The organism is Planomicrobium stackebrandtii (assembly GCF_030814955.1).
In the GTDB taxonomy this organism is placed as follows: domain Bacteria; phylum Bacillota; class Bacilli; order Bacillales_A; family Planococcaceae; genus Planococcus; species Planococcus stackebrandtii.
In genome coordinates, this window is sequence record NZ_JAUSWB010000001.1 from 128,047 (window position 1) to 154,726 (window position 26,680).

General features: G+C 46.3%; 27 protein-coding genes. 9 read left to right on the plus strand and 18 right to left on the minus strand.

Features of this window, described 5'->3' with window-relative positions; translation table 11 throughout:
• Nucleotides 1-70 precede the first annotated feature (70 nt).
• From QOZ98_RS00700 to QOZ98_RS00720, 5 genes are all read right to left on the minus strand, one after another.
• Complete coding sequence (locus QOZ98_RS00700; protein ID WP_308785640.1) at nt 71-448, minus strand: VOC family protein; 378 nt, start codon at nt 446-448, stop codon at nt 71-73.
• 199 nt (nt 449-647) lie between these two features.
• On the minus strand, nt 648-1,010 hold the full coding sequence (locus tag QOZ98_RS00705; protein ID WP_308785641.1) for a nuclear transport factor 2 family protein: 363 nt from the start codon (nt 1,008-1,010) through the stop codon (nt 648-650).
• A 339-nt stretch (nt 1,011-1,349) separates the two neighbouring features.
• On the minus strand, nt 1,350-3,263 hold the full coding sequence (locus QOZ98_RS00710) for a PTS fructose transporter subunit IIABC (protein WP_308785642.1): 1,914 nt from the start codon (nt 3,261-3,263) through the stop codon (nt 1,350-1,352).
• Entirely contained in the window at nt 3,260-4,192 is a 933-nt protein-coding gene (gene pfkB / locus QOZ98_RS00715) for a 1-phosphofructokinase (protein ID WP_308785643.1), read from the minus strand. The genes QOZ98_RS00710 and pfkB overlap by 4 nt, the downstream gene beginning before the upstream one ends.
• Nucleotides 4,189-4,941 carry a DeoR/GlpR family DNA-binding transcription regulator gene (locus QOZ98_RS00720; RefSeq protein ID WP_142830026.1) on the minus strand — a complete coding sequence of 251 codons (753 nt, stop codon included), beginning with the start codon at nt 4,939-4,941 and terminating at the stop codon, nt 4,189-4,191. Before QOZ98_RS00720 ends, pfkB begins: the two co-directional genes overlap by 4 nt.
• A 192-nt stretch (nt 4,942-5,133) precedes the next feature.
• Between QOZ98_RS00720 and QOZ98_RS00725 the strand changes: the two genes are divergently transcribed.
• Together QOZ98_RS00725 and ptsP are read left to right on the plus strand one after the other, a co-directional pair.
• Entirely contained in the window at nt 5,134-5,403 is a 270-nt protein-coding gene (locus tag QOZ98_RS00725) for a phosphocarrier protein HPr (protein ID WP_308785644.1), read from the plus strand.
• Entirely contained in the window at nt 5,400-7,118 is a 1,719-nt protein-coding gene (gene ptsP / locus QOZ98_RS00730) for a phosphoenolpyruvate--protein phosphotransferase (RefSeq protein ID WP_308785645.1), read from the plus strand. The genes QOZ98_RS00725 and ptsP overlap by 4 nt, the downstream gene beginning before the upstream one ends.
• Before the next feature lie 47 nt (nt 7,119-7,165).
• Here the strand turns inward: ptsP and QOZ98_RS00735 are convergent, their stop codons facing one another.
• The 5 genes from QOZ98_RS00735 to QOZ98_RS00755 form a co-directional block, all read right to left on the minus strand.
• Complete coding sequence (locus QOZ98_RS00735; protein ID WP_308785646.1) at nt 7,166-7,885, minus strand: 3-ketoacyl-ACP reductase; 720 nt, start codon at nt 7,883-7,885, stop codon at nt 7,166-7,168.
• A 225-nt stretch (nt 7,886-8,110) separates the two neighbouring features.
• Complete coding sequence (locus tag QOZ98_RS00740) at nt 8,111-8,278, minus strand: hypothetical protein (protein ID WP_308785647.1); 168 nt, start codon at nt 8,276-8,278, stop codon at nt 8,111-8,113.
• 234 nt (nt 8,279-8,512) lie between these two features.
• Nucleotides 8,513-9,457 (minus strand): MBL fold metallo-hydrolase, encoded by a 945-nt coding sequence (locus QOZ98_RS00745; protein ID WP_308785648.1) that lies wholly within the window; start codon nt 9,455-9,457, stop codon nt 8,513-8,515.
• A 327-nt stretch (nt 9,458-9,784) separates the two neighbouring features.
• Nucleotides 9,785-11,305 (minus strand): murein biosynthesis integral membrane protein MurJ, encoded by a 1,521-nt coding sequence (murJ, locus tag QOZ98_RS00750; RefSeq protein WP_142830012.1) that lies wholly within the window; start codon nt 11,303-11,305, stop codon nt 9,785-9,787.
• A gap of 61 nt (nt 11,306-11,366) precedes the next feature.
• Nucleotides 11,367-12,386 carry an ATP-grasp domain-containing protein gene (locus tag QOZ98_RS00755; RefSeq protein WP_308785649.1) on the minus strand — a complete coding sequence of 340 codons (1,020 nt, stop codon included), beginning with the start codon at nt 12,384-12,386 and terminating at the stop codon, nt 11,367-11,369.
• 251 nt (nt 12,387-12,637) lie between these two features.
• On the opposite strand from QOZ98_RS00755, the gene QOZ98_RS00760 reads away from it, so the two are divergent.
• Nucleotides 12,638-13,489: an NAD(P)H-hydrate dehydratase gene (locus QOZ98_RS00760; RefSeq protein ID WP_308785650.1), complete on the plus strand. Its 852-nt coding sequence runs from the start codon at nt 12,638-12,640 to the stop codon at nt 13,487-13,489.
• Between the two features lie 52 nt (nt 13,490-13,541).
• On the opposite strand, the gene QOZ98_RS00765 is transcribed toward QOZ98_RS00760, so the two are convergent.
• Nucleotides 13,542-14,009: a low molecular weight protein-tyrosine-phosphatase gene (locus QOZ98_RS00765; protein WP_308785651.1), complete on the minus strand. Its 468-nt coding sequence runs from the start codon at nt 14,007-14,009 to the stop codon at nt 13,542-13,544.
• Nucleotides 14,010-14,184: 175 nt separating this feature from the next.
• Between QOZ98_RS00765 and QOZ98_RS00770 the strand changes: the two genes are divergently transcribed.
• Nucleotides 14,185-14,607 (plus strand): DUF2892 domain-containing protein, encoded by a 423-nt coding sequence (locus QOZ98_RS00770; protein WP_308785652.1) that lies wholly within the window; start codon nt 14,185-14,187, stop codon nt 14,605-14,607.
• 63 nt (nt 14,608-14,670) lie between these two features.
• Here QOZ98_RS00770 and QOZ98_RS00775 read toward each other — a convergent pair whose 3' ends face one another.
• The 3 genes from QOZ98_RS00775 to QOZ98_RS00785 form a co-directional block, all read right to left on the minus strand.
• Nucleotides 14,671-14,916: a hypothetical protein gene (locus tag QOZ98_RS00775; RefSeq protein ID WP_308785653.1), complete on the minus strand. Its 246-nt coding sequence runs from the start codon at nt 14,914-14,916 to the stop codon at nt 14,671-14,673.
• A gap of 146 nt (nt 14,917-15,062) precedes the next feature.
• Nucleotides 15,063-16,493, minus strand: coding sequence for a carbon starvation CstA family protein (locus QOZ98_RS00780; RefSeq protein WP_142830000.1), 1,431 nt, complete (start codon nt 16,491-16,493; stop codon nt 15,063-15,065).
• A 587-nt stretch (nt 16,494-17,080) separates the two neighbouring features.
• Nucleotides 17,081-17,767 carry a GDSL-type esterase/lipase family protein gene (locus QOZ98_RS00785; RefSeq protein WP_308785654.1) on the minus strand — a complete coding sequence of 229 codons (687 nt, stop codon included), beginning with the start codon at nt 17,765-17,767 and terminating at the stop codon, nt 17,081-17,083.
• A 221-nt stretch (nt 17,768-17,988) separates the two neighbouring features.
• Here QOZ98_RS00785 and QOZ98_RS00790 point away from each other — a divergent pair, with 221 nt between their 5' ends.
• Complete coding sequence (locus QOZ98_RS00790) at nt 17,989-18,696, plus strand: NAD-dependent deacylase (protein WP_308785655.1); 708 nt, start codon at nt 17,989-17,991, stop codon at nt 18,694-18,696.
• An 83-nt stretch (nt 18,697-18,779) separates the two neighbouring features.
• On the opposite strand, the gene QOZ98_RS00795 is transcribed toward QOZ98_RS00790, so the two are convergent.
• Nucleotides 18,780-19,349 carry a YdeI/OmpD-associated family protein gene (locus tag QOZ98_RS00795; RefSeq protein ID WP_308785656.1) on the minus strand — a complete coding sequence of 190 codons (570 nt, stop codon included), beginning with the start codon at nt 19,347-19,349 and terminating at the stop codon, nt 18,780-18,782.
• Between the two features lie 169 nt (nt 19,350-19,518).
• Between QOZ98_RS00795 and QOZ98_RS00800 the strand changes: the two genes are divergently transcribed.
• The 3 genes from QOZ98_RS00800 to QOZ98_RS00810 all read left to right on the plus strand — a co-directional run bounded on the left by QOZ98_RS00800 (nt 19,519) and on the right by QOZ98_RS00810 (nt 23,027).
• On the plus strand, nt 19,519-20,454 hold the full coding sequence (locus QOZ98_RS00800; protein ID WP_308785657.1) for an acetamidase/formamidase family protein: 936 nt from the start codon (nt 19,519-19,521) through the stop codon (nt 20,452-20,454).
• 58 nt (nt 20,455-20,512) lie between these two features.
• On the plus strand, nt 20,513-22,183 hold the full coding sequence (locus QOZ98_RS00805) for a DUF2207 domain-containing protein (RefSeq protein WP_308785658.1): 1,671 nt from the start codon (nt 20,513-20,515) through the stop codon (nt 22,181-22,183).
• 109 nt (nt 22,184-22,292) lie between these two features.
• Nucleotides 22,293-23,027: a YqcI/YcgG family protein gene (locus QOZ98_RS00810; protein ID WP_308785659.1), complete on the plus strand. Its 735-nt coding sequence runs from the start codon at nt 22,293-22,295 to the stop codon at nt 23,025-23,027.
• A 119-nt stretch (nt 23,028-23,146) separates the two neighbouring features.
• On the opposite strand, the gene QOZ98_RS00815 is transcribed toward QOZ98_RS00810, so the two are convergent.
• Nucleotides 23,147-24,154 (minus strand): LacI family DNA-binding transcriptional regulator, encoded by a 1,008-nt coding sequence (locus QOZ98_RS00815; RefSeq protein WP_308785660.1) that lies wholly within the window; start codon nt 24,152-24,154, stop codon nt 23,147-23,149.
• Nucleotides 24,155-24,346: 192 nt separating this feature from the next.
• On the opposite strand from QOZ98_RS00815, the gene QOZ98_RS00820 reads away from it, so the two are divergent.
• Nucleotides 24,347-25,114 carry an arylamine N-acetyltransferase family protein gene (locus QOZ98_RS00820; protein ID WP_308785661.1) on the plus strand — a complete coding sequence of 256 codons (768 nt, stop codon included), beginning with the start codon at nt 24,347-24,349 and terminating at the stop codon, nt 25,112-25,114.
• A gap of 61 nt (nt 25,115-25,175) precedes the next feature.
• Here QOZ98_RS00820 and QOZ98_RS00825 read toward each other — a convergent pair whose 3' ends face one another.
• Both QOZ98_RS00825 and QOZ98_RS00830 read right to left on the minus strand, forming a co-directional pair.
• Nucleotides 25,176-26,120 carry an ABC transporter substrate-binding protein gene (locus QOZ98_RS00825; RefSeq protein ID WP_308785662.1) on the minus strand — a complete coding sequence of 315 codons (945 nt, stop codon included), beginning with the start codon at nt 26,118-26,120 and terminating at the stop codon, nt 25,176-25,178.
• Nucleotides 26,117-26,665, minus strand: coding sequence for a hypothetical protein (locus tag QOZ98_RS00830; RefSeq protein WP_308785663.1), 549 nt, complete (start codon nt 26,663-26,665; stop codon nt 26,117-26,119). Before QOZ98_RS00830 ends, QOZ98_RS00825 begins: the two co-directional genes overlap by 4 nt.
• Nucleotides 26,666-26,680: the final 15 nt, after the last annotated feature.

The following is a 26,680-nucleotide window of genomic DNA, read 5'->3' on the forward strand; positions in this document are numbered from 1 at the left end:
CTCCATAGTAACACAAAACGGCATTCTGCTCACCCGAAAAGCTTGGCGTAGAGGGGTTAAAGGATCCATATCAGTAGTTCGACAATTCAATCAGGTTGCCATCGGGATCCCGTATATAAAGAGAGTTAATTTCTCCCTGTGCGCCTGTCCGTTTAACCGGCCCTTCTTCAACCGATATACCCGACGCCTCTAAATGATCCATCACAGCAGGCAGCGCTGTCTCAGTGATAAAACACAGATCACCGCTTCCCGCTGTCGGTCGAGCCGCTTTGGGTATAAATTCATTGCCTGCTTCGTGAAGATTGATTTTCTGTTGGCCGAACGTTAGCGCAGTCCTCCCTTCCCCGAAACGGACAATCCCCATACCCAGTACTTCTTCATAAAATGCACAACTTTTCTCAATGGATGCAACGGTCAAAACCAAATGATCCAATCGACTGATGTTCATGCAGACACCCCTTTTTAGAATTTTAGATTTGGGTCTTGTATACCCTATTTTTTTACTTAGTGGCTGTATTTGAATTGATTTTATAAACCCTTATGTAAGTAACTACATTTATAACCGAAAACCCATTACCCATCTTTCAAAACCAAATTTATGCAGTAAAAAACCCCTACACCTTCATAGGGGAACAACTTCCAACTATTCATTCTTTTATTTCGATGACAAAAGTCGTCAGTTCTTTAACTTTTTTGCCGTCCATGACGTAGAAATCGCAGTAGGCATAAATTTTCGGTTGGCCGGCATTCCCTTTCTTTTTCATGGTGCCTTTTACGGCAGCTTCCCCATTTGAAGCGACAGAAAAGTCAATAACAAAATCCACGTCTTGATAGCCGTCCTCTAATCCAAATGCTGCATCCAAAAATGCCGGTTTCCCAATGATTGGCTCTGAACCGATAATGGTCCACACAACATCCTCCGAAATATGATCTTCAATAAATTGCCGGTCTCCGTGAAAGAAAGCACTATTGAAATGGCAGAAAAAATCAGTGTTTTTTACTGCTGTCATTGCCAGCCGCTCCTTCCGGTCGTGTTATTCCTTTCTCTTGTGTAACCGATACCCAGCATTGCCTGCTGTTTGTAAATTCATTGCACTCTTATAATGGTCAAGTTTAAGGACGATCAAATACCAACTGCTCCCACGAGATCCCCTAAAAACACTGTAATCGAACTTTTCACCTCTTCCCCCTCATTTATCCTTAAACGGCTCCATCTGCGGCTCCAACTGTATTTATTCAATACCCAAATTCTATTAAAATCAGTCGTGATTCCCCTTTTCCGAGAGATTTTTTTGCATTTTCTACAACAAAAAACCGCTTCAGGATGTCAGTCCTGAAACGGTTGGAGATTATGCGGCTACTGCCACACGTTTTTTCAATGTACCAGCAACAAGTGCAGTTACGACCGCACCGGCTATAATGGCTACAGCATACATCAAGATGCTGCCAACGCCGCCGTCAACCAGACCGACAACAAAGACGCCGCCATGAGGAGCGCGCAGCCCGATATCAAACAGCATCACCAATGCTCCAGTGACGGATGCTCCCGCTACTGTAGCTGGGATGACACGAGCCGGATCGGCTGCGGCAAACGGAATCACGCCTTCTGTGATAAAGCAGGCACCGAGCACGTATGCCGTTTTGCCGGCTTCACGTTCCGGTTTCGTGAATTTATTTTTGAATAGCGTCGTAGCAAGTGCCAAACCAAGCGGAGGAACCATTCCGGCCGCCATGACCGTTGCCATAAAGTTGAAGTTTTGCGCATCCAGCATCGCAATGCCGAATGTGTAAGCTGCTTTGTTGATGGGACCACCCATATCGATCGCCATCATGCCGCCAAGCAGCAATCCGACAAGCACCAAGTTCGTGCCGCCTAAGCTTTCAAGGAAAGAAGAAATAGCAGTGTAGACTTTCGTCAGCTGTGGATTCACAAGCATCATGACGATACCGGTAATGGCGATTGCAAAGACTGGATAGAATAAGACCGGTTTCAGGCCTTCCAAGGAATTCGGCAAACCGGAAAACACTTTTTTGACCAACAGCGTCACATAACCGGCAAGGAAACCAGCGATCAATCCGCCAAGGAATCCGGAACCACCGTTTGCTTCTTCAACACCGGTAACCGTAATGGCAATCAAACCACCGATCATACCTGGTGCAAATCCGGGACGATCAGCAATACTCATGGCGATAAAGCCGGCAAGTACTGGAACCATTAAGAAGAAGGCATTGCCGCCGCCGATGGTATTGAGCATAGCAGCAAATTCATTGTATTCAGGGCTGTCAGGATTTGAAGCGTTGATGCCCCAGAAAAATGAGATGGCAATGAGGATACCGCCACCGACCACAAACGGCAGCATATTGGATACGCCGTTCATCAAGTGCTTATAAAATCCGCCTTTGGTTTCACCCGTATCGGCTTCGTCTTTTGATTTGTCGTGCTTGTAGGTCGGTGCATCACCTGTTACGGCACGGTTCAACAAATTGTCCGTTTCGTAGATCGCTTTGCCGACGCCCGTTTGGATTACCGGTTTGCCGTCAAAACGGCTCATTTCGACTTTCGTGTCTGCCGCTACAATAATGGCATCCGCTCCGGCAATGTCTTCAGCGGTCAACCGGTTTTTCACGCCGCTCGAGCCGTTGGTTTCCACTTTCAACGCGATGCCCAGTTCTTTGGCGCGTTCATTCAGTTTCTCAGCCGCCATATACGTATGCGCAATACCGGTCGGACAAGCGGTAACCGCTAAAATTTTCTGTTGGGTGCTGTCAGCCGGAATATTTTCCGCTGCTGTTTCAGGTTGATCAACCGATGCCTCTTTAGCAGAGACTACATCGAGCACTTCCTGCTTTGACTGGGCTGCCAGGATGTTCGTGCGGAATTTGTCATCCATCAGGAACGTAGCGAGGCGTGACAGCGCCTCCAAATGATCATCATTTGCGCCTTCGCTTGCAGCGATCATAAAGAACAGGTTAGCCGGCTGGCCATCCAGCGACTTAAAATCAAGTCCATCAGTTGCACGACCAAATGCGATGGCTGGCGATTTTACCGCAGATGACTTGGCGTGCGGAATGGCGATGCCGTCCCCAATGCCGGTGGTGCTTTGGCTTTCGCGTTCCAAAATAGCGGCCGTGAATGCACGTTTGTCCGATAATTTGCCGGCGCGGTCCAATTGAGACGCCAGTTCTTCCAGCACCTCTTGTTTTGTGGTGGCGGAAAGGTTCAGGACAATGGTTTCTTCAGTTAAAAGCTGAGTGATTTTCATTTCGTCACATCCTTTTCTTCATATGGGTAAATCTCTACTTCCGCGAGCAATTTTTCAACGTCTTCCTTGCGGCATAAATCCGATCGGAAAGCGGTTGCACTGCCGCTTGCAACACCATAGCGGAATGCCAGCGCAGGATCTTGGTCTGTCGCATAGGAAGCGATAAAGCCGGATACCAGCGAATCGCCGGAACCGACGGTGTTGACGACAGTCCCTTGCGGCGCTTTCGCCATCAGGGCTGTGTCTTTGGTTACGAGCAGCGCCCCGTCTCCGCCCATGGAAACGACAACATGTTCAGTTCCCTGTGCCACTAGCTTGCTGGCATAAAAGTAGGCATCCCGGAGGCTCGTGATCTCCACGCCAAACAACTCACCCAGTTCCTGCTGGTTCGGCTTTATCAGGAAAACCGGTGTAGCCACCAGGCTTTCCAGTGCCGGGCCGGACGTATCAAGCACAAACCGGACTCCGTTCGCCTGGCAGATGGTCGCCAGCTCTACAAAGTAATCGGCAGGGATAGAGCCTGGCAGACTGCCGGCCAAAACGAACCAGTCATTCTCGTTCATTGCCTGTACTTTTTGGGTCAATGCCGCCAGTTGCGCCGCGTCCAGTTCTGGGCCCGGGCCATTCAGCTCGGTTTCCTTATCCGATTTTATTTTGACATTGATGCGGGTAATTTGGGCTGTCTGGATAAAATCCGCAGCGACCCCTTCATTTTTTAGAAATTCTTCTATATAGTTGCCGGTAAAGCCGCCGGCATAGCCAAGCGCTTTGTTGGAGATGCCCAGCCGCTTCAGGACGCGGGATACATTGATGCCTTTTCCTCCGGGGTAGTAGTAAACCTCTTCAGAACGGTTCAGTTTCCCGCTTTCAAATTCGGGTACATATACTGTGTAATCGATGGAAGGCGTAATTGTGCAGGTGTATATCATGGTGTCACGACCTTTACTATTGTCTTTTTTTGGAGCCCAGCATTGGCTTCTTTGGTAATTTCATCTACAATTAAAGTGGCGCGGTCCAAATCCATAATCTTGGCGAAACTGATTTTATTGGCTTTGGAATGATCAGCGAGCGCATAGGTCTTGCGCGCTAAGAGACTGGCCAGCTGTTTGACCGCTGCTTCTTCGGGGTCCGGCGTCGTGTAGCCATAGTCCGGATGAAAACCGTTGATGCCTAGGAAGCAGACGTCAAACCGATAATTCTGCAAAGCCTGGATCGTATGGGAACCGACAAATGCGCCCGTTCGCGGCTTCATCAATCCACCGGTCAAATAGGTGGTGATGCCTTGCTCGTTAAGAGCTTCAACGAGTGTCAGCCCGTTGGTCACGACCACCAGATCCTTGTCTTTTAGAAACGGAATCAGTTGAAAGGTCGTGGTGCCGGCATCCAGGAAGACACTGTCTCCTTGTTGAACGAGCGAGGAGGCATATTCCGCTATCCTGATTTTTTCTTTCAGAAACCGGGTGGATTTATCCGAAATGCTGGGTTCCATCAGATTTCTTCCTGGCAGGATAGCGCCGCCGAAAACACGCTCGAGTTTTTGCGATTGCTCGAGATCGGTCAAATCCCTTCGGATCGTGGATTCCGATGCACCTGTCGATTCCACCAGTTCCTGTATTTTGACTGTCTGCTTTTCTTCCAGCAGCCCCAAAATATAGGCATGCCGTTCGTTGGTCAGCAAGTTATCACCTTCTCTTTAATAGAGTAAAAGTTCTGTTAAATAGATAATACTTGAAATCGCTTCCACAATCAATCATAATCGTTCATAAGCAATCAAAAAACGTCATTTTTTATTTTCATTCACTCAAAAGCCGTCATATTCGGTCAGCGGATGAACAAAAATGATTGCACCCACTAAAGGAGGAAATTAATCATGGTAGAAAAACAATTTACAATCACAGACGAAGCAGGTATGCACGCACGTCCGGCATCAGCATTAGTTGGAGCAGTATCAAAATTCAAGTCAGACATTACAATTGAACACAACGGCAAAAAAGTAAACTTGAAATCCATTTTAGGTGTCATGTCTTTGGGCATTCCTAGCGGTTCAGTAGTAACAATTGCAGCTGATGGCGAAGACGAAAACGAAGCTGTCGAAAGAGCAGCGGAAGTTATGAAGACTGAAGGGATTTCAAACCAATGACACAAACAATGTCCGGAATAGCCGCATCGAATGGAATAGCCATCGCTAAAGCTTTTCGCTTAGAGAATCCGGAATTGAATGTGGATAAGCGGACAATTTCGGATGTCGACGGTGAGTTGGAGCGATTGACGTCGTCTTTGGAAAAATCAATTGCTGAACTTGAAGTGATCCAAAAGAAAACAGCCGAGACGATCAGCGATAAGGAAGCAGCGATTTTTGGCGCTCACCTGCTGGTCCTGAGCGACCCTGAACTGGTCGGTCCGATTACGGAACGAATCACGACAGACAAAGTCAATGCAGAATTTGCGCTGCAGGAAACGACAGATATGTTCATCTCCATGTTTGAAGCAATGGACAATGAATACATGAAAGAACGCGCCGCAGATATCCGCGACGTCAGAAAACGTGTATTGGCCCATCTGCTCGGTGTCACTATCCAAAGCCCAAGCATGATTTCGGATGAAGTTATTATTATTGCAGAAGATTTGACGCCATCTGATACGGTTCAGTTAAATGCCCAATTTGTAAAAGGCTTTATCACCGATATCGGCGGGCGCACTTCCCACTCAGCAATTCTCGCGCGCACACTGGAAATTCCGGCCGTGGTCGGCGCTAAAACAGCAATGGCGGACATCCAAAATGGCACGATTGTCATCGTGGACGGTTTGGATGGTACGATTATAATCGCGCCTGAAGACAGTGTCATTGAAGAATACAAAAACAAACAAGCAGCCTATGACGAGCAAAAAGCGGAATGGGCCGTCTTGAAAAACGAAGCAACCGTTTCCGCTGACGGCCAGGCCGTTGAAATCGGCGCTAACATCGGTACACCAAAAGACATTGCAGGTGTTGTCGATAACGGCGGCGAAGCAATCGGCTTGTACCGCACGGAGTTCCTTTACATGGGGCGTGACCAATTCCCGACCGAAGACGAGCAAGTCGAAGCCTACGCATCTGTCTTAAAAGGCATGCAAGGCAAACCGACCGTTGTCCGCACACTGGACATTGGCGGCGACAAAGAGCTGTCCTACCTGGATCTGCCGAAAGAACTGAATCCATTCCTCGGCTTGCGCGCAATTCGCCTATGCCTGGAGATGCCGGATATGTTCCGGACGCAGCTGCGTGCATTGCTGCGTGCCAGCGTACACGGCAACTTGAAAATCATGTTCCCGATGATTGCGACACTTGATGAATTCCGCGAGGCCAAAGCCCTTCTGTTGGAAGAAAAAGCGAAGCTGCAGACAGAAGGCGTAGAAGTCAGTGATTCGATCGAAGTCGGCATCATGGTCGAAATTCCATCGACGGCTGTCATGGCAGATACCTTTGCCAAAGAAGTTGATTTCTTCTCAATTGGTACAAATGACCTGATCCAGTACACGATGGCCGCAGACCGCATGAATGAAAGCGTGTCGTATTTGTATCAGCCATTCAACCCGGCCATCTTGCGCCTGGTGAAGATGGTCATCGATGCCTCGCACCGTGAAGGCAAATGGACTGGCATGTGCGGAGAAATGGCGGGAGACGAAATTGCGATCCCGATCCTTCTCGGCCTTGGCCTGGATGAGTTCTCGATGAGTGCCTCGTCAATTCTTAAAGCCCGTTCGCAGATCAGCAAACTGTCCAAAGCTGAAATGGCTCAGCATACAGACCGCATTCTGGCACTGAGCAATTCACAGGAAGTTGAAGACTACGTAACGAAGCTTTCAATTAAATAAAAAAAACGAGCCGGGGAAATTTTTCCTCGGCTCGTTTTTTCTATGATTTAAAATGGATTGGTCGCCCACTGGCTGGAAGTCGGAATAAAGATTCGTGGATGCAGCTTCAACTGAGCCACCATGTATTCCGCTATATCTTCCGGCTGCATGAACTTTTCTTTTTCTTTCTCGGTTTCGCCTTCTTTGAACGTTAAGTCTGTAACAACCCGGCTTGGCGTCAAGGCAAAGACCCGGATGTTGTTTTTGCGGACTTCCTGCGACAGCGATTCTGTCATGCCCAGCACCCCGAACTTCGATGCACTGTAAGCACTCGAACCTTCTGACCCTCGCAGACCGGAACTCGAGGAAATGTTGATGATGTCTCCCCCGTTTTTCTTGATCATTTGCGGCAGCACAGTACGGGTCACATAATACATGCCCATTAAGTTGACATCAATGACCCGCTTCCAGTCTTCCGGCTCCAACTCCAAAAATGGACCGTACTTGCCGATTCCCGCATTGTTGATTAAAATATCAGCGGTTCCAAGTTCAGCGGTTAATTTTTCAACAGCCGCTTCTACTTGCTCTAAGTCGGAAACATCCGCTACTGCATATGCTACGCGGCCACGCAGCGATTTAATTTCATTTGCAAGTTTTATTAAATCTGCTTCTGTCCGTGCGATCAGCCCGACGTTGACGCCTTCGTTCACCAAAGCTATCGCCGTAGCCCTTCCGATGCCTTTTCCTGCACCTGTTATAAATGCAGTCTTTTCCGTTAATAATTGCATAATTAAAAATTCCACCTCTCACTGATAACTTCCATTCATTAAACGCCCGCAAATTTCAGATGTGGGTGAAAAATGCAGTTTTATTCAACTGTACGTTTTTTCTTTACCCTTAAGGGGTGGATAGATAAACAGCTTCAACTTAAATCACTCATCATACAATCCATTCTTTTGATGAATAATAAAATATTCAAACATTCATTATACGAATGCATAAATTTAAATTATTCATACATCGGAAGGTTTTTGTTTTTCGATAAGTTTTTCTTTTTCATTCTGTTCTTTTTGCTGATCCCGTTGGCCTTCAGCTTCAAAATCCGGAAACTGCTGCTCAGGACTGCCCGTAAATTCTTCGTGCTCTTCTTCTTTCGCATCGTTCTTTTTATCGTTATTCATAATTTTTGTCCACTCCTTAACTTGTCGTTAACCATAGAATACCCGCTGTGATTTTCTTTAATCCCCATCACAATACTTTCGGTTGCACAAAAATGGAGGGGCTGGCGTACATTACAGCGGACGCTTTCCGTGGGCTTGCACCGCTTCCATTCCCGTCAGCCCGTTTAAAAACCGGCAAAGAAAAGGATTGCTTTTCTTTGCCGGTTTTATATTGTGTAGCTATGAGACAGCTCTTCATTTTTGCTTTGACAGCCTATCCAATATGCCCATGGAACTGACTTGCATATCCAGACGGATATACGGATAAACTTCGTGCCCATCCGGTATACCCTTGGTTCTCAAATGAGCCTGGACCCGCTCAAACAAGCGGTCTGCCAATTGTTGAGGATCCAGCTCGGCTGCGAATGCCTTTTTTCCTTCTTCCACGAACACGTCCAGCCACTCCGCTGACTGGTGCAGTGCCCGCTCAGGCTGATCGGTTTTGCCGAAATGTCCAAAGTAGATGGCATCAAATTGAGCCGCTGCCATGCGTTCCATGGCTTGTTTCATGGCTTCAGGATTGAATTGGTTAGGCGACGTTGACGGCAAATACAGTTCAATGCCTTCTCTTGCCAATTGGTCATAGCGTATGCCAACCGTATCCCCGGCGAACATGCCATTGCTGACTGGATCGTAAATGCTGAAATGGTGGTTTGCGTGCCCTGGGGTATCCCAAAATTCCAGCGTGCAGTCAGGTCCGATTTGGAGCTGGTCCCCCTCTGCTTTTATCAATAAACGTTCGTCCGGAATGGCGACGATGGGGTCAAACAATTCATCAAACTGATCGCCGTAAACTTGCCGCGCTCCTGCTGCCAGCCGGCTCGGATCGGACAGGTGGCGGGCGCCTTTTGGATGGGCCACTACGATAGCGTTCGGACAATCCAGAAGCAACAGGCCAGCCCCACCGGAATGGTCCAAATGGACATGTGTGACGATTATGTATTTGACGTCTTCAAGCGCGTACCCCAAAGCAGCCAAACCTTTTTTGACATGCGGCACGGAAGGACTCGCGCCAGTGTCAACAAGTGTCAGTTTTTCTTCAGCAATAACATAGGTGCCGGTCCGTTCGGGCAGCCCCAAATCAAACCCGTCAATTACGTGCAGGCGTTCAGTCAAGCGAATCGGTTGTTTGTCTTCCATTCTTTTCATCCCCTTTGCATTTTGACCAGCCAAAGACAGTGCTGAGCCCATTGGCCAGATTGGAGTAGTTTACCCCCAGATTTACAAGTTAGACGTTTTTTTTGTAAAATCCAGTTCCGGGTTACAGGCTTTTCAGACTATAAATTATGCAGCATATCATCAATCTCCTAATCAGTTATTCCGTTATTAAGTATGCGCTTGGATGGGCGTTTTCGCAATACGAATAAGGATTCGGGCTTCTACAGAGAGAGTCGGTTTAATTGCATGTGAAAAAAGCCTCTTTTCTTTTCAGAAAGGAGGCTTTAAATGTTTACAAAAAACTCAATTTTACCGTTTCAAAATCTTTCTGCGCAATCCGGCCATCAAATCGTCGACATCCTCTATTTTCATCAGAGAGACAAGCACAAAGTAAATCGCACCAGCAAACAGGATTGCTGTGATAAGCGACAAGTTCAGTCCGGCTGCCGGCAATAGAAATTCATAGAGAAGTTTCGCGGATCCGCCCATTGCCAGTGAAGCCAATGAAATTTTCACAAAAGGCATGGAGATATTCTTCATATCCAGCGGACCGATTTTTTTCCTTAGGCTGATATACAGCAGGAAGGTTCCGAAAATGGCCGCGATGCTGGTGGCTAACGCCAGTCCGCCGATTCCCAAGTATTTGGATAAGATAAAATTCAGCACAATGTTCAGCAGCATAGCTATCGCCGCATTGATCATGGGGGTCCGTGTATCCTGCATGGAGTAGAACGCCCGTGACAGCACTTCCCGCAAGCCATAGCCGATCATGCCGATCGAATAAAAGAAAAAGGCAGCAGAAGTCATGGCAATAGCCTGCTCGTCAAAGGCACCCCGGCCAAACAGCAAAGTGACAATCGGTTCTGCAAAGAACAAAGAGCCCACTGTCGCGGGAATGACCAATAGATTGATGCCTGTGATCGCTTGTGCCAGCGCTTTTTTCAAGCCATCCAAATTGCCTTTGGAAGCCATTTTTGAGATCAACGGATACATGACCGTCGAAATGGAAACGACAAACACTCCCTGAACAAATAAATTAAGCGTATTGGCGTAATTCAATGCAGAAATGCCCCCAACGGATATTTGCGATGCCAGGGTGCGGTCGATCAGTTTATTGATTTGGTTGACCGAAGAACCGATAATGACCGGTATCGCAAGAAACAGCATGTTTTTGATGTGCTGATCCTTTAAATTGAAAATGAATTGATAACGGAACCCTTTCCGGTAGGCAAAATAAAGCAAAATCACAAACTGGACGATAATGGCGACTACATTGCCGATCGCCAACAGCAGGATAAAGTCATACCGGTCGCTGAGGACTATCGATGCAATGAGGACAATATTGAGCGGCAACCCGATCAGTGTCGGCACCACGTAATACTTCTTCATATTAAGATAGGCGCTCAAAATGCGGATGGCCATCGTGAAGTAAATTCCCACGATGCTGATGCGCGTGAACGTAGTTGCCAATTCGAGAATATCGCCCGTAAAGCCGCTGGCGAAAAGCTTAACCAATGTTTCTGTGAAAACCAACCCGGCAATGACAACAACAGTCGCCAAGGCGAAGAGGATATTCAGCAGATTGTTCGTATAGTCTTTGCTGGCGCGCTTGCCGTCTTTCTCTTCTATTCGGCTGTACATCGGAATATAGCCGGTTGATATCCCGGTAGCGACAAAGCCAAAGATGACGGTCGGAATCGTCAATGAAATTAAGTAGGCATCACTGACCCCGGAGGCGCCATAAAAATACGACAGTGTGATGTCCCTGAAAAAACCGATGAACTTAGAGAAAATCGTTAACACCATGATGAGTATGACTGCTTTTTTCATAGGAACCCCAATTCGAACGTCTATAGTTTAGTTGGCAGCTTTGTTATCCGAAAGCTGCCAGTTAATCTTCGTGGATAAAGAAGTGATCCCGGAAACGGATCATGCGTGTATTCCACCGTGGCTGGACTTCTGCACGTTCGTTCAGCAAATTGTACTGAAGATACAGGTACGGAAAGTTGACATCCGCTCCAAGGCTCATCACTTGGCTGCCGCAAAATCGAGCATTGACGTCCGTCAATTTATAGCCATCATCGGTTTTGAAGAATTGCAGATTCAAAAACCCTTTGTCCGCCAGCTCCTCTGTTATTAGAGTGGCTGCACGGATCAAGGCTTCGTTATAAACCACTTTTCCGTCCAGCACAATTCCGCTTGAAACACCTGTCCGCTCCCGTGGAACAGCAGTCACCACTTTCCCGTCATGGATCAGCACGTCAACGCTGTACTCCTTGCCGGAAAGATACTCCATTGCAATTCGCCGGTTGCTGGGATCCAGGTCACAATAATCGTCTGCATTGACGAATTTATTTTTGCCAGCCCGCAAAGCCGATAAATAATTTTCCCGGTTGGTGACAATAGAGAATCCCATGGACCCGTAGCCTGTCACTTCTTTTACTACGACGTATGGTTCCCCTGGGAATGATTCTTTCAGTATCCTATGTATGTGTTGTGTTCCTGTAAAACCGACGTATTTAGGTATGTATTGGGACAAGCCATGTTCCAAGAGAAACTCATACGTTTTTTCTTTATCATTCAGCACCTCAAAGTTCCTGCTCTCAGGCAATGCCACAAGAACATCCAACTCACTTCGGAACTCATGGTATAAGGCAATTTCTTCGTGTAGGGAAGGGAATATTACATCGATTTTTTCCTCTTCCACAATCTTTAAAATTGCCTGCTTATATAATTTTTCATCGGTATACCGAGGGATTTGATAGGTTTTGTCGCAAAATTGATTGCCCGACGTCAGCGTGCGGCGGTCTGCGCCGATGGTATGTACGTCGTCTTTTCCCTGAAAACCGCGCAGCAGACCTTGTGCTGTCGGCCCACCTATTCCGGTTACCAGTACATTAATCGTCTTCATCTTCCATCTCCCTCATCCATCAATTCATTTATTGCCCCTGTTTTGATAGAAGCGACATAAATTTATATTATCAGAATTAACAGGGTCTTTGGTGTTTTTTTTGCAATCGGTACAAAAGTTAAGTACCTTTAAGGCAATAGCCGACAAAAATAAAAAAATAGTTTTTGGAAGCAGTCTAGTTGATTGGATGCCCTTCATGGAGCATTGCGACTTTGCTTCTTTAACAACTGAGTGAATAGGAGGAATGAAAAATGAACCCATCAATGGAAACGCCACGCCTATGGACAGAAGCACAAGTGAAAGCAACACTGCCACACAGAGAGCAAGAAAGCCACAAAGGAAGCTACGGAACCGCTTTGCTGATTGCAGGCACGAAAGAAATGCCTGGCGCTGCTTTGCTGGCAGGGCTTGGTGCCATGAGAAGCGGAGTTGGCAAGCTGGTCATTGCGACAGAAGCCGGTGCAGTGGGCATGATTGTTCCACAGCTGCCGGAAGCTACATATCTGCAGGATGGACTGCAGCAAATTGCACAGCACCAGGCCTCGGTCGATTCTTACCGTGCAGCAGCCATCGGTCCCGGAACCAATCCCTCCGGTTTGACGGAAGATGCCGTGCACGTTCTGCTCGGAAGCGCAATGCCGGTTATTCTGGACGCCGGCGCGTTAAGCCGCCGGACATATAGTGAACGGCAAGCTCCCATCATCCTGACGCCGCACCCTGCCGAGTTTTCCCGCATTTGCGGAGTAGCTGTCGATGCCCTTCAGGAAAACCGGGCTCATTATGCCGCTGACTGGGCGAAAAGATTAGGTGTAACTATAGTATTGAAAGGCCAAAAAACCATCACGGCATTTCCGGATGGGGAAATTTGGGCAAATCCATCCGGCAACAGCGCACTCGCCAAAGGCGGAACAGGCGATACTTTGACCGGGATGATGCTTGGCATGCTGTGCTGCCATGATAATTGGAAGCACGCGGTGTTGAATGCAGTTCACCTTCACGGAGCCTGCGCAGATGAGTGGGTAAAGCAGCACTCTCCCCACACGCTGCTGGCCCATGAATTGACCGGATTGCTTCCAGAAGTCTGGGCGCGATTTGAAAAATAAATCCAGTTGAAAACCGGCCGGTACTATTCACCGCCGGTTTTCACTATTTCTTTTATTCGAAATTGCCATCCTCTTTTATTTTCAATAACAGAGCTTTACAGCCGTCAACAACCAGTTGGTAGGTTTCCTCAAAATTGCCAGTAAAGTACGGATCGGGAACGTCCTTTGAATGATCAGTCAAATCCAGGAACCGAAGGATTTTCGGGTGGTCTGGCTGGCCCAGCATCCAGCGGATATCATCAATATTTGACTGGTCCATGCCGATAATAAAATCGAATTTATCGAAATCCCCCTTTTGCAGCTGGCGCCCTTTTAAACCATGGGCCGTGATGCTGTAATCATTCAATATTTTCAATGTTCCGGGATGCGGGTCTTTGCCGACATGCCAGCTTCCTGTTCCCGCCGAGTCCACTTCCACTTTTTTGGACAAGCCTGCTTTATCCAATTGCTCCCGCAATACAGCTTCCGCCATCGGTGAACGGCAAATATTCCCAAGGCAAACAAACAAGACACGGATCATGAATTGCCCTCCTTTCCAATTTTTAATGTGCGTTCTTTGCATACTTTATCTGATTATTATAGCACCAGCCGCTATTTTCGGGCATTGCAGGCTTTTTAATTTATCAACGCAAAAGGGTTTAACGGGTGCTTAATGCGGAATACTAACAACATACAGTGAAAGCGAGGAATCAATCATGGACACACAAATTCAGGCATTGCCTGCCACACAGACAAAAGTTGCCGAAGCAGGCCCCGACCACATTAATCAACAAATAGAACGGGATACCGAAGCCCGCATCAATCATTTTAAACGCCAAAATTCCCAAGCGATCCACGCACGCATCGACGAACTGGAACGCGAATGGGATACCGGGAAAGTTCTAAAAGCCGCGTTGGCTGGCATTGCGCTGTCTTCCTCCCTCCTGGCGCTGACAACAAATCAGAAATGGGCGCTGTTAAGCGGAACCGCCAGTGCCTTTATGCTTCAGTACACGCTGCAAGGATGGTGCCCGCCGCTGTCTTTGATCCGCCGCAAAGGCGTTCGCACACCAAATGAAATCCAGCTGGAAATACAGGCATTAAGAAATCTATTGAAAGACGAACACTACCCGCTGTAAAAATCGAAACCACACAAACGGCTTATCCCATTTAAATGGGATAAGCCGTTTTTATACCGGTATTCAAATCTTGAAATGCTGTTTACCGGTTGGTTTATTGCGAACTAGTTTTCCTTTGTAAATGACCCACAGCAAATAAAGTATGCCGATGATGCTCAATGAAAACAAAATAACCTGGTATGAAACCAGGCCGCGGTGCATCATAATTTCTGCATAGCGGATGCAATTCATCGAAAAAATCAATATCGGCAACCATAACCAATTATTAGAAATTGACTTTTCCCCCTTTTTACGAGCGACCGGCTCCATCTGCGAAAGCTTCTAATCATCTCAGCTTCTTATTGTATCAAAAAAACAGGAAAAATAAAGAGTTTTTATTTTACTATCACTGACAACAAAATTCCGTCCCCTTTAAATGCATAGAAAAAGAGCAGGCTGTGTAAGCCTGCTCTTTTTTATTCGACCGCAGCAACAGTCTGCACGTCTTCTTTTCGGTTCTTTCGGGCCTTGCCATAAAACAGGACAATAACGATGCCCGTCAGAATGAGACCGATAACAAATGAAACATTCAGATCCAAATTAAAGCCGATTTTCTGGTTGAGTATATAGACAAAAACCATATACGTAATAAAGATGGCCGGCGCAAGCGATACCAGGTAATTTTTACCCTGGATATAGAGATACATCGTGGCGATCCACAAAGCAATTGCCGCAGTCGCCTGATTGGCCCACGAAAAGTAGCGCCACAGCAGATTAAAGTCAATCTGCGTCAACACCGCTGAGATGATAAACAGGGGAACAGCGATAGCCAGCCGTTTTACCAGCTTGGTTTGATCTACTTTGATGTAATCGGCAATGATGGAGCGTGCAGCACGGAATGCTGTATCGCCCGAAGTGATCGGCAAGACGATGGCACCAAGAACGGCGATTGTACCGCCTACCGCGCCAAGCAAGGTCATGGATACTTCATTGACAACCGCTGAAGGCGTCCCTGAGTTGATCAGGCCGCTCAATGTCTGGCCGTCAAAAATGCTCATGGCTGCAGCAGCCCAGATCATGGCGATAATAGCTTCAGCAATCATCATGCCATAAAAGATATAGCGGCCCTGGGATTCTTTTTCAACCGTCCGCGAAATGATTGGCGACTGTGTGGCATGAAAACCGGACAGCGCTCCGCAAGTAATGGTAAAGAACAAGATTGGGAAAATTGGCAAGTCGGCTGGATGCATGTTTGTAAAGTTCAATTCCGGTATTTTGTAATCGGAAAACAATAGCGCAAATCCAACGCCAAGGGTACCGACCAATAGCACAGCTCCAAAGTACGGATAAAGCCGCCCTATGATTTTGTCAATCGGCAAAATGGTCGATAGGAAATAATAAATGAAAATAAAGACAATTATGATGCCCACGGCAACTTTGCCATCCATTAAGATTGATAGCAACGATGCCGGCGTTGTGACAAATACGGTCCCGACCAATAACAGCAGCAACAAAGCGAACAAATTGACGATATGCCGCGATGCCGCCCCCAAAAACTTGCCGGCAAGTTCCGGAATGTGAGCACCTTTGTTGCGGATGGAAATCATTCCGGTCAAATAATCATGAACCGCTCCTGCAAATATCGAGCCGATAACGATCCATAAAAAAGCGACAGGCCCATAAAGCGCTCCCATGATTGGACCGAAAATCGGTCCGGTTCCGGCAATATTCAACAACTGGATCAGTGCATTTTTGTGTTTGTTCATCGGCACAAAATCCACGCCGTCCGCATTTGCATAAGCCGGTGTTTTTCTCGCTTCCACCGGATCAAATAATTTTTCGATAAATTTTCCGTATGTAAAGTATGCCACCACTAAAATAACGATGGAAATTAGAAAAGTAAACATTGGACACCCCTGTTCTTTTGATGAAAACGCTTTCTTACTATAGTGAAAAAACTTGCTACTTTTAAAAATGGAATTTCTGTTGCTCGTTTTATTCTCCTTTCCCTTATATGTACTGCTCTACAGTATATTAAAGTGAAATTTTCATTTAAAAATCTGAAACATAAGTTATCGTATTATTTTAATTTTATATAGTCAATCTTTTTTTGGAAAATACAAGAAAGTTATACGAGACCCTTTTTTAAATGGAATATTCCAATACATGCAAAAAAAGCCTTCCAGCTGCGAAAGGCGTAAAACAATCAGCTTAAAAATGACAAATACCCTTTCATCGGACTTTCGGTGAGCGGTACATGCTCCATCAGCACTTTGTCTATCGGGCAAAGGCTGGCGCTCTTTGCCTGGCTTCTTGCGGGAGCTATGCCCAAAGCGTCCGAAGCGTTGGATAAACGCTAGATTCTTTAGTTCAACATATATAGTTCTCATAATTATCTAAAATCCTAAACTATTCATCAATTATTTTCTCCAATGAAAAAAGCACAGGAACACTCCCCTGTACTTTTCCGCCTATTATTAACCAATAAAACTTGTTATTTTTTTGTTGGATGGATAGTGAAGCCAGTCGTAGATAAAGTATGGATCAATAATTCATGCATCAGCTTATAGCCTTCGTCGTTGGGGTGAATAGAATCCAACCAAATAGATGGATTTTTACTCATCGCACCTGTTTTCGATACAATGACGCCTTTTTCGCCGATGGCTGAGTTCCATAGGCGAAACAGCAGGTTCGTAAAACCGAAATATTGCTCTTCCTTTTTCATGGAATTGTACAGGTTATTCTGAACGATGATGACGCCATGATTGGCTCGCCGAATCATGGAATAGATCTCAAGCAGGTTTTGGCGATAGGTGCGTTTTAAAATGGCAAATTGCCGAATCAGTCCCTTAGCCCCGCCATTTCGGAATCCGTGAAGCAAATCATTGCCCCCGATGTTCAACAGAACAAGATCCGCTTTTTGCAGCGGTGCATGCCAGGAATCAGTCCGCATTTTCTGGACAAGCCCGCTGCTGGTCAATCCATTAATGCCTAGATTGGTGATGCGGCTTGCCGGGAAGGTTTCTTTCAAGTAATTGGCGATGCCACCTTTGGTTCCGTAGCCATAAGCTACTGAGTCGCCTAAAATGACGATATTCTCTATATGAAGCGCTGTTTCATTTTTTTTGGTAGCGAGAAAAGGTGCTCTTCCAAAAAGGGCACCGGATCGGATATTGATCAATCTGCTGCACGTCCCTTCTTGCTGTTTTTCTCTGTTATTTTATCATATTTCAGCTTATTTCCAGTGCGAAACGCTCTTTTCGGACGTCATCACCTTATACATTACTGGCCGAACCGCTTATTATTATAGGAGAAGTTTGCTTTCGGTATGCCATTCTTCAAAAGTGATGCATCGTTGTGAAGCGGACGTTTAGAAAGATACACCACAAAGGAGTGAGCTGGATGATTAAAGACTGGTTAGTGAATGCCAAACATGCAGTTGTATTTACTGGTGCCGGGATGTCTACTGAAAGCGGGTTGCCCGACTTCCGCTCGACGAACAAGGGTCTGTGGCAACAAAAGGACCCCAGCCAGGTAGCCAGCGTCGAAGCGCTGAATACAAACGTTGATGAATTTATCGATTTTTACCGAAAACGCGTTTTGGGTGTAAAGGAGTTTGAACCGCATAATGGCCATCGCATTTTAGCAGAATGGGAAAACGTCGGACGACTCAAATCCATCATCACCCAAAACGTCGACGGCTTCCACCAATTGGCGGGAAGCCAAAAAGTCGCCGAACTGCATGGCAGTTTGCAAAAGATCCATTGCCAGCTGTGCGGAACTTCCCATAACAGCCAAGCTTTTCTCGAGGGATCGTACCGCTGCGAATGCGGCGGCATCTTCCGCCCCTCCGTCGTACTGTTCGGGGAAATGCTGCCGAAACAGCCTTTCGAGATGGCATTAGACGAAGCAAGCCGCGCCGACTTGTTCATTGTTCTCGGTTCTTCGCTGTCTGTAACGCCTGCCAACCAGTTCCCGCTCATTGCAAAAGAGCATGGCGCAAAACTGGTCATCGTTAACCAGGAAGCAACACCGTTCGACGGCTTTGCCGATTTGGTCATCAACAACCGGCAAATCGGCGACGTTTTAAAAGAATGGCATTGTTTTTAAACAAGGGCAAAAGACATCAGCATTTTGCTGGTGTTTTAATTTTGGCGTTAAGTCGCAAACATTCTTAAACACCGGGCATTTTTTTAATAATCGATCAGCCGGCCATTATCATTCCACTGGCCATACATCTTGTTCAATCTCGTATTTTCAATAAACTTGTCTAATCTTTTGTTGAAGATTTCAGGGTCATTTTTATAAGCTTGTATGTTATCAATACGGATTCTCCGATACAGTTCAGGAAAGTTCAAAAAATTTTCGTATACTTGTTCGTCTGCTTTCATTCGTTTCTCAATTTCCGGATCTACCATAAAAGATTCTGGGCGCATATCGGGGAGAATTTTCAAACCTTCCGCTTTCATCATCCCCAGTTTTTCCAACCTTCTTACGCGTTCTTTGTTCAACTCTGTCCAATTGCTCTTTTTCTTTCTGGGCGAAAACCTTTGGGCCAGTTCCGTATCGGATTTTTTCTTCATGATGCCGTCGATCCATCCGAAACATAGGGCTTCCTCAACGGCATCGAGATACTGAATAACATGCGGTTTTTCTTTCACACTGACCAATAGCCAACAAAACTTTTCAGTAGTTGAATATATTTCAAGCCACTCTCTGAACTCCTGCCTTGTCTGACTGCCAAGCAACTTTTCAATTTCCATTTGCTACAGCCCCTTTCTAACGTCTATTTGGAATACGAATTAAAAAGACTTACTTTCATTATAAACGACGTTTCTCGGCCGTTGCTGAAAATCATTTTATCCGTTCAGCAAGCTTAATTGGTATAATCAGAAGAATAAGAAAATCTAATCAGTCGAAAGGGGAATTTTTGTGATCCATTCCATTCCACTCAATTCAAATCAGCTTCACTCTTCTTTTAATCGGGACTACTCACCTATTCTGACCGTTGCTTCGGGAGACACCATTCAATTGAAAACACTCGACATCCAATGGGGCTACTCCGCATCCGAAGCCGAAGAACGGGAAATCTTTACGTCCCGCGAAAACGAAGAAAAGCTCGCGCACCCGATAATCGGTCCGATTGCAGTCCAAGGAGCCAAGCCCGGCATGGTGCTGGAAGTGCGCACCAATAAGCTGATTCCCGGCTGGTATGGACGCAATTGGGCGGGCGGGCTGCCAGCTTGGCAAAATGGCAAGCTCGGCATTACTGACAGTGAACGGCTGCAAGTGGAATGGAAATTGGATGCCAATAAAATGACTGGCAGCTGTGAACTTGGCGGCCAGCAATTCAACGTAGGTCTATCCCCTTTTCTTGGCTTAATGGCCGTGGCGCCAGCGGAAGCTGGAAGTTTTCCTACAAAGCCTCCTGGTTATTTCGGCGGCAACATCGACTGCAAGGAATTGGTGCCCGGCAGCAGCTTGTTCTTGCCTATTTCTGTAGATGGTGCACTATTTTCACTGGGCGATGGCCATGCTCTTCAGGGAGACGGGGAAAGTTCGGGTACTGCAATTGAATGCCCGATGGACTTGGCCGACATCACTTTGATTCTCCATGAAGACATGAAACTATCCATGCCGCGGGCCAATACCCCAGCAGGATGGATCACGTTCGGATTTGATCGGGACCTTAACGAGGCAGCAGCTGTCGCGCTCTCTGAGATGGTGTCATTCATGGAGCAGCTGTATGGCATCTCCCGGACAGAAGCAACGGCTTTATCGAGTGTTGCAGTCGATCTGCATGTCACGCAAGTGGTCAATGATGTCAAAGGCGTCCATGCAATTTTGCCGCATGCGGTGATCCGATAAACAATATTTATGAAACTTTTGCATGCAATTTCCGTACATAAAGAAAGAGGTGATGGAAATGCACAAGAAAAGATTTTCTATAATAGGAATGATGATGCTGGTGTTCATTTTGTTTCCTGTCCATGCTTTGGCCGTTGACTATTCGATTTCCGAAGTGACGATCGATGCTCAGGTAAATGCAGATGGAACCGTGGAAGTCAGAGAAAATCACACCTACGAATTTGAAGATGATTTTAACGGAATCACACGGGAAATCGTTCCAAAAGAAGGCACATCGATCCAAAATTTCACAGGCTTTGAAAATGATTCAGAACTGGAAGTCGAGCGTGATGGCGACTTGTACCAGATTTTCCGTGGAGGCGACGATGAAACCATCACGATCGAATTGCGCTATGAAATCCTGGATGCCGTCGAAAAGTTCGAAGACGGGGCCGAGTTTTATTGGCCATTCTTTGATGACCGCAATGAAAGTGAGTATGAAGACATGACAATATCCGTGAGTCCTCCCGCTCTATCCGAGGAGACGGACTTTGTCGGCTATGATGAAGCTTATAAAACAGGCACTGTTCAAAACGATGGTACGGTCCTGTTCGAAATGGGCTTAGTACCTGAAGGCACAAACGGAGATATCCGCGTCGTTTTTGACGCAGACCTTTTCCCTGCCCTAACTCAACAAGACGGAACTATCCGGGAAGAGCTGGCTGGCGAAAAGGACCGGCTGGATAATGAAGCGATCGCTTTCGCAGCAAGACAGGATACAGGCAGTTCCATCGGCAACGGACTCATTCCAGCGGCTGGGGCCCTCCTGCTTGCCATGACTGCTTGGGCATGGAACCGCGCACGAAAGACCAAGCAACAGGCAAAACCGGCTGACGGTGCCTTCTTCGTCCCTAAACAGAAGATGAGCATTCCAGCTACCTTGTATTTCACCAAGTCTTCCATCCTGACTCCAGCTGTTACGGCAGCCGCTTTGATGGAACTGGTGCGCAAAAAGAGGATCGAACAGCTGTCAGAAGAGAAATTCCGGCTGATTGACCGCAAAACTGAATTTGATCATGAAGCTGCTTTGATCGAACTGCTTTTCGACAAAGCTGGTGACGGTGAATTTTTTGAAACAAAAGATCTTGAAAATTATACGAAAAATGAATTGAACCATGCGTCCTATAACGAATCCATAACCGCATGGCAGCAGGATGTTGCGGCAGAAGTGAAGCAGCATGAGTTGTATGGCAGGCATCCCCTGCTTCGCTGGACAGTCGGATTTATCGGACTGGCGTTATTTGCCTCAGCTGTCTTTTTCGGAATCATGGACTTGCTTCCATTGATGTTCTTCTCGATGCTGCTTGGCATCTGCTTTGTTGCATTTTGCTTCTACTCGCCGACCACTTACGACGGCCACGTGATCCGCGCAGAATGGAAACAGCTGCGCGCTGCGATGGAAAATTTGGACGAAGCGGAATGGAACCGGTTGACGCAGGACGAAAAAATGCGTGCTTTCGCCTATGTTTTAGGTGCAGATGAAAAATCCAAAAACCACAGTACCCAAAGCTTTACCAATGCCTACAGTGAATCTGCATTTGCAGACTTCGGCGTTTTTTATAACCCAGTCCTGCTGACAGGCATTTTCGTTGCTGCCAATTCCAGTACCACCGCTTCGGCCAGTGGAACAGGCTCTGTTTCTTCCGGCGGAGGTGTTGGAGGCGGCGGTGGCGGATCGGGCGCTTTTTAATCAATACATTAGTAACGGCTGAGATTCTTCTCAGCCGTTTTTGTTTTATCTGCTGCTTCTTAGGGAAGAATAAGGAAGATGTTATTTTTTGTATATGGAGGAAATATTAATGATTACAACAAACGCACCTTTATTGACGAAAGAAGATTTTTCAGTACGAACTGACCTGCCCGAATGGCTGCTGTCGGAATACAAGACTTTTCATGATACCGTAACAGATAAAACCTTCCCTTGCTATTTCGGCATGAGCGGCGAGTTAAAAGGAGAATTGCGCTATGCTTATATCACACAGGATGACTGGACCAATTTGCCGGCAGCCGTCGAATCGTTCCTGACCTTGTTCGATGATCCGAAGCACAAGCGACATGGGCTGTTCGTCTTTGTAGAACCTTTCAAAGAAGAAGGCTCTTTGGAAGCTTACCGCCAGCAATTCTGGGACATTCTTCAATACCTGCACGATGAAGATGAAATGGAGTGGCCAAAAGACGCTCCGCGTGATCCGGACCACTATTTATGGGACTTTACTTTCCAAGGTGAGCCGATTTTCATTTTTGGCAACACGCCTGCCTACAAACAGCGGAAAACGCGTGATCTTGGCAATGCCATGGTTCTCGGCTTTCAGCCGCGCCGAATTTTTGAAGGTTTGAAAGGGACGGAGAAAGGCGGCGTTATGTCGCGCGACAAAGTCCGCCAGCGAGTAGAAGCATGGGACCACCTGCCGACACATCCTGACATCAGCCACTTCGGTGATCCGGAACATAATGAGTGGAAACAATTTTTCATCGGAGACGACAGTGAACCGATCACGGGGAAATGTCCTTTTAACCATAAAGAAATGAAATAATAAACTGGAAAAGAGCCGTACCGAAATTTCATCCGGTACGGCTCTTTTGGGTTTACAGATACGCTAAGCATGGGTAAGGCTATAATGGCGATCACAGTTCTAATAAATCTGACGGCTATTTATTTTTTTGATAATGGAGCGGTTGTTCCCCGCTCGTACAATTGCACTTCCCTACTTACAGTAAATGCCTCATTCTGTTCAAGAGTTAACATATCAAGTAATCTGTTTATGGCTTCCTGGCCAAGATTTGCAAGGCTGTCAGCTGTTCCGACGGATGTTAATCCGAGTGCTGAATGCTGGCCAATTTCCGAGTTGCCGATGCCGATAATGCTAAGCTCTCCGGGAATCTGGTAGCCGGCTTCCCGATAGAAATCCAAAAGCTGAATGGCGATTTCATCGGTGGCCGCTACAATGGCTGTCGGCTTTTTCTTCAAAGCTTGTAAATCTTCAAATGCATTATATAGAGACGCTTTATCTCTATCTGCAATCACTAAACGCTTTTTGCGGATTTTGCTTTTCGCTTCCTGGAGTGCATAAATAAATCCCTGGAAACGCTCTTTATAAGTTGGGTTATTCAAGGGTCCGCCAATCCAGGCGATCTCTTGGTGCTTGCTGCCCAATAAGTGGCTTGCCGCCAGATAACCCGCTTCCACATTATTCAGACCAATTGAATGCTGGCTGTCTGGATAATTGGAATTCAACAAAATGAATGGAATTTTTGACTGACTTAACTTTTTGTAAGCCGCTTCATCTAGCCCAATGGAAGTCAAAATCAACCCATCCGCTTTACTAGCAATCACCGTGTCATATGTTTCAAGTTCGTTTTCCTTCGTTACAAAATGGACATTGACTTGATACCCCTGTTCTTTCGCCATACTGATGATCGATGGAGCAGAGCCAATGAAGATTGGATCGTCTAAAGGTCCTGCAATCAAACTGATTGTGTTTGTGGTTCTGGCTTCTCGAACCGCATCTTCAGGAGTCGTTGCTGAATAGTTTAATTCATTGACTGCGGCCATCACTTTGTCGTACGTATCTTTCTTTACCTGGTCAGGCTTATTCAGAACGCGAGAAACGGTCGTCTGTGAAACACCTGCATGCTTTGCTACGTCAGTTGTTGAAACCATATCCATCACCCTGCTCTCATAGTAGTTTGTTCACCTTCCGGGAACCATTCATATTGATAATTCATTTTAAATTCATTCACTTATTCACTATACCACGACCGCCTCTTATCTACACATTAAAACACGATAATAAAAAATATATTTTAATATTGAATAGCGATTGTTGAAAAATAGAAGGAGTGAATATTATTCATGAATAAAGAATCGTATCTTCAAAGATTTAAAGCGAGTACAATTCAGGAAAATTATCTGCAAAATTTAGCCGAACTCCAGTCTTTGCATATGCAGAATATCCCCTTCGAGAACCTGGATGTTATTCGCAAAACACCAATTTATTTGAACCTTGAAAGTATCTACGAAAAAATCGTTAATCAGCAACGCGGCGGTTATTGCTATGAATTGAATGGCTTGTTCCACTGGCTGTTGGACGAGCTGGGATTTGAAGCAAAACTGATTTCTGCCACGGTTCAAAAACCGGACGGCACCTGGTCCAAATCCGATACCCACGCCGCAATCCTAGTAGAGCTGGATACCCTTTATCTCGTCGATGCGGGGTTTGGCGATTCTACCATCAGCCCGATACCAGTTGGAGGCGAACGCCATACAGACCACAGCGGCACTTACCGCGTTCAACAAGTCGACGACGTTTATTATGACTTGATCAGAGAAAATGATGAAACAGAGAAAGTGCTGTACCGGTTTTCAACTGAAGAAAAGCAGCTCGCCGATTTCCATGAAGGCTGCATTTTTAACCAGGTATCAAAAGACTCTCCTTTTACTCATGATGATTTGGTGACACGGGCAACGGCACAAGGCCGCATTACCCTTTCCGGCAGCCAGCTGACGCGCTCGGAAAATGGCCACAAAGAAAAAACGGAACTGTCTGCGGAAGAAAAGAAACAAGTACTGAAAGATGAATTTGGCATCGATCAAGATGCACTCGAAGAACAGATGCACTAACTTGAAATCCAGTCATTACTAAGCCCCCTCGCTTTCGAAAAACGAGGGGGCTTAATTAATTTTATTCGAAAGCTTCCGGATAAACAGTTTCAGCCACTAATTCAACAGCATCTCCGATTCTCGGTCCCGGCCGTGAAGTAATATCCGAATCCAGGAAAAAGATCTGATCGTTCTGGATAGCATCAATATCATTCCAGCCTTCACGAGCCTTAATTTCATCAATTGGATCTTCAACATAGGAAACGGTTGTGGCAATGATTTTCGGATTCCGCTCGATGACTTCTTCCTCAGAAATCTGCGGCCATCCTTCAAGATCGCCGAAAAGGTTTTCAACTTGGGCATGATCCAGGATTTCCTGCTGGAAAGTATTCTTGCCAGTGGTATAGATTTCCGGGGAAGGGCTAATTTCAAAGTACAGCTCTTTTTTCTCTTCAACCGATGCCACTTTTTCCTGCACTTCTTCAATTTGCTGCTGAATCGAACGGATCAGCTCATCGCCTTTATCTTCAAGGCCCATTACCGTAGAGATTTGCTCAATATCGCCATAGACATCTTCAAATGATTCGGCTGACTCAATAACAAACACTTGGATTCCTGCCGCTTCAAGATCTTCAAAACCGGTTGGCCCTCCAGTCGAATAGCCGATAACAACATCCGGATCCAATTCGATAATGCGTTCTGCATTAAACGCCACAGAATCGGAGACACGCTCTACGTCCGCTGCTTCAGCCGGGTAATTATCGTAGTCCGTAACACCGACCAGTTTATCTCCTGCCCCAATTTCATACAAAATCTCGGTATTGCTCGGAATCAAAGACACGATCGTTTCCGGTACTTCTTCGAAAGTCAGTTCTTTATCCAAGTCATCGGTTACTGTATATTCTGTTTGTTCCTTAGGCTCTGCTGCCGTTTCAGATTCGGGTGTTTCGGCTGTGTCGGACTGGCAGGCTCCTAGAGCTAAAGCCATTGTACCGATGGATAGGAACTTAAATAGGTTAGTTTTCATTCGTTGTTGGCCACTTCTTTCTGTTTAGGTCTTGTTGGATAGGACTTGCTGACAAAAGGGATTTCTTCCACGCCGTGATACTGGTTGACATATACCGCCATTGTGAACAGCACATTCGCTAAAAGGTTGGCATAGTCAAAAAGAAGCTCGGGCACTTCCCGCTCCAGGCTGACTTTGTGCAAGGCGCGCACGGATTTTTTCGCTTCGCTCCGGCATACATGCAGCACACAGGCGGCTTGTGTACCTTGCGGCAAGACAAAATTGCCAATCTTGTCTTTGGTAAAATTTACATAATAATCATACATGTCACTTAATACGAGTAAATCTTCTTCTCTGATGGCAAGCTTGCCGCGTACCGATCCATTCAAGTGGTAGGCCATAGGCTGGAGAATCTGCAAATCCCGCTGGACTGCTTTTACATCTGTAGTCAATGACAGCGCCTCTCCAATACGGGTCGTCAAAGAATCGGTCCTGATTTCAAAATCCACTGTTGAAGCTGATTCACGCATGAATGGATAACACAGAAAACGCATGTCTTTTTTCATCTTTTCACCTCACTT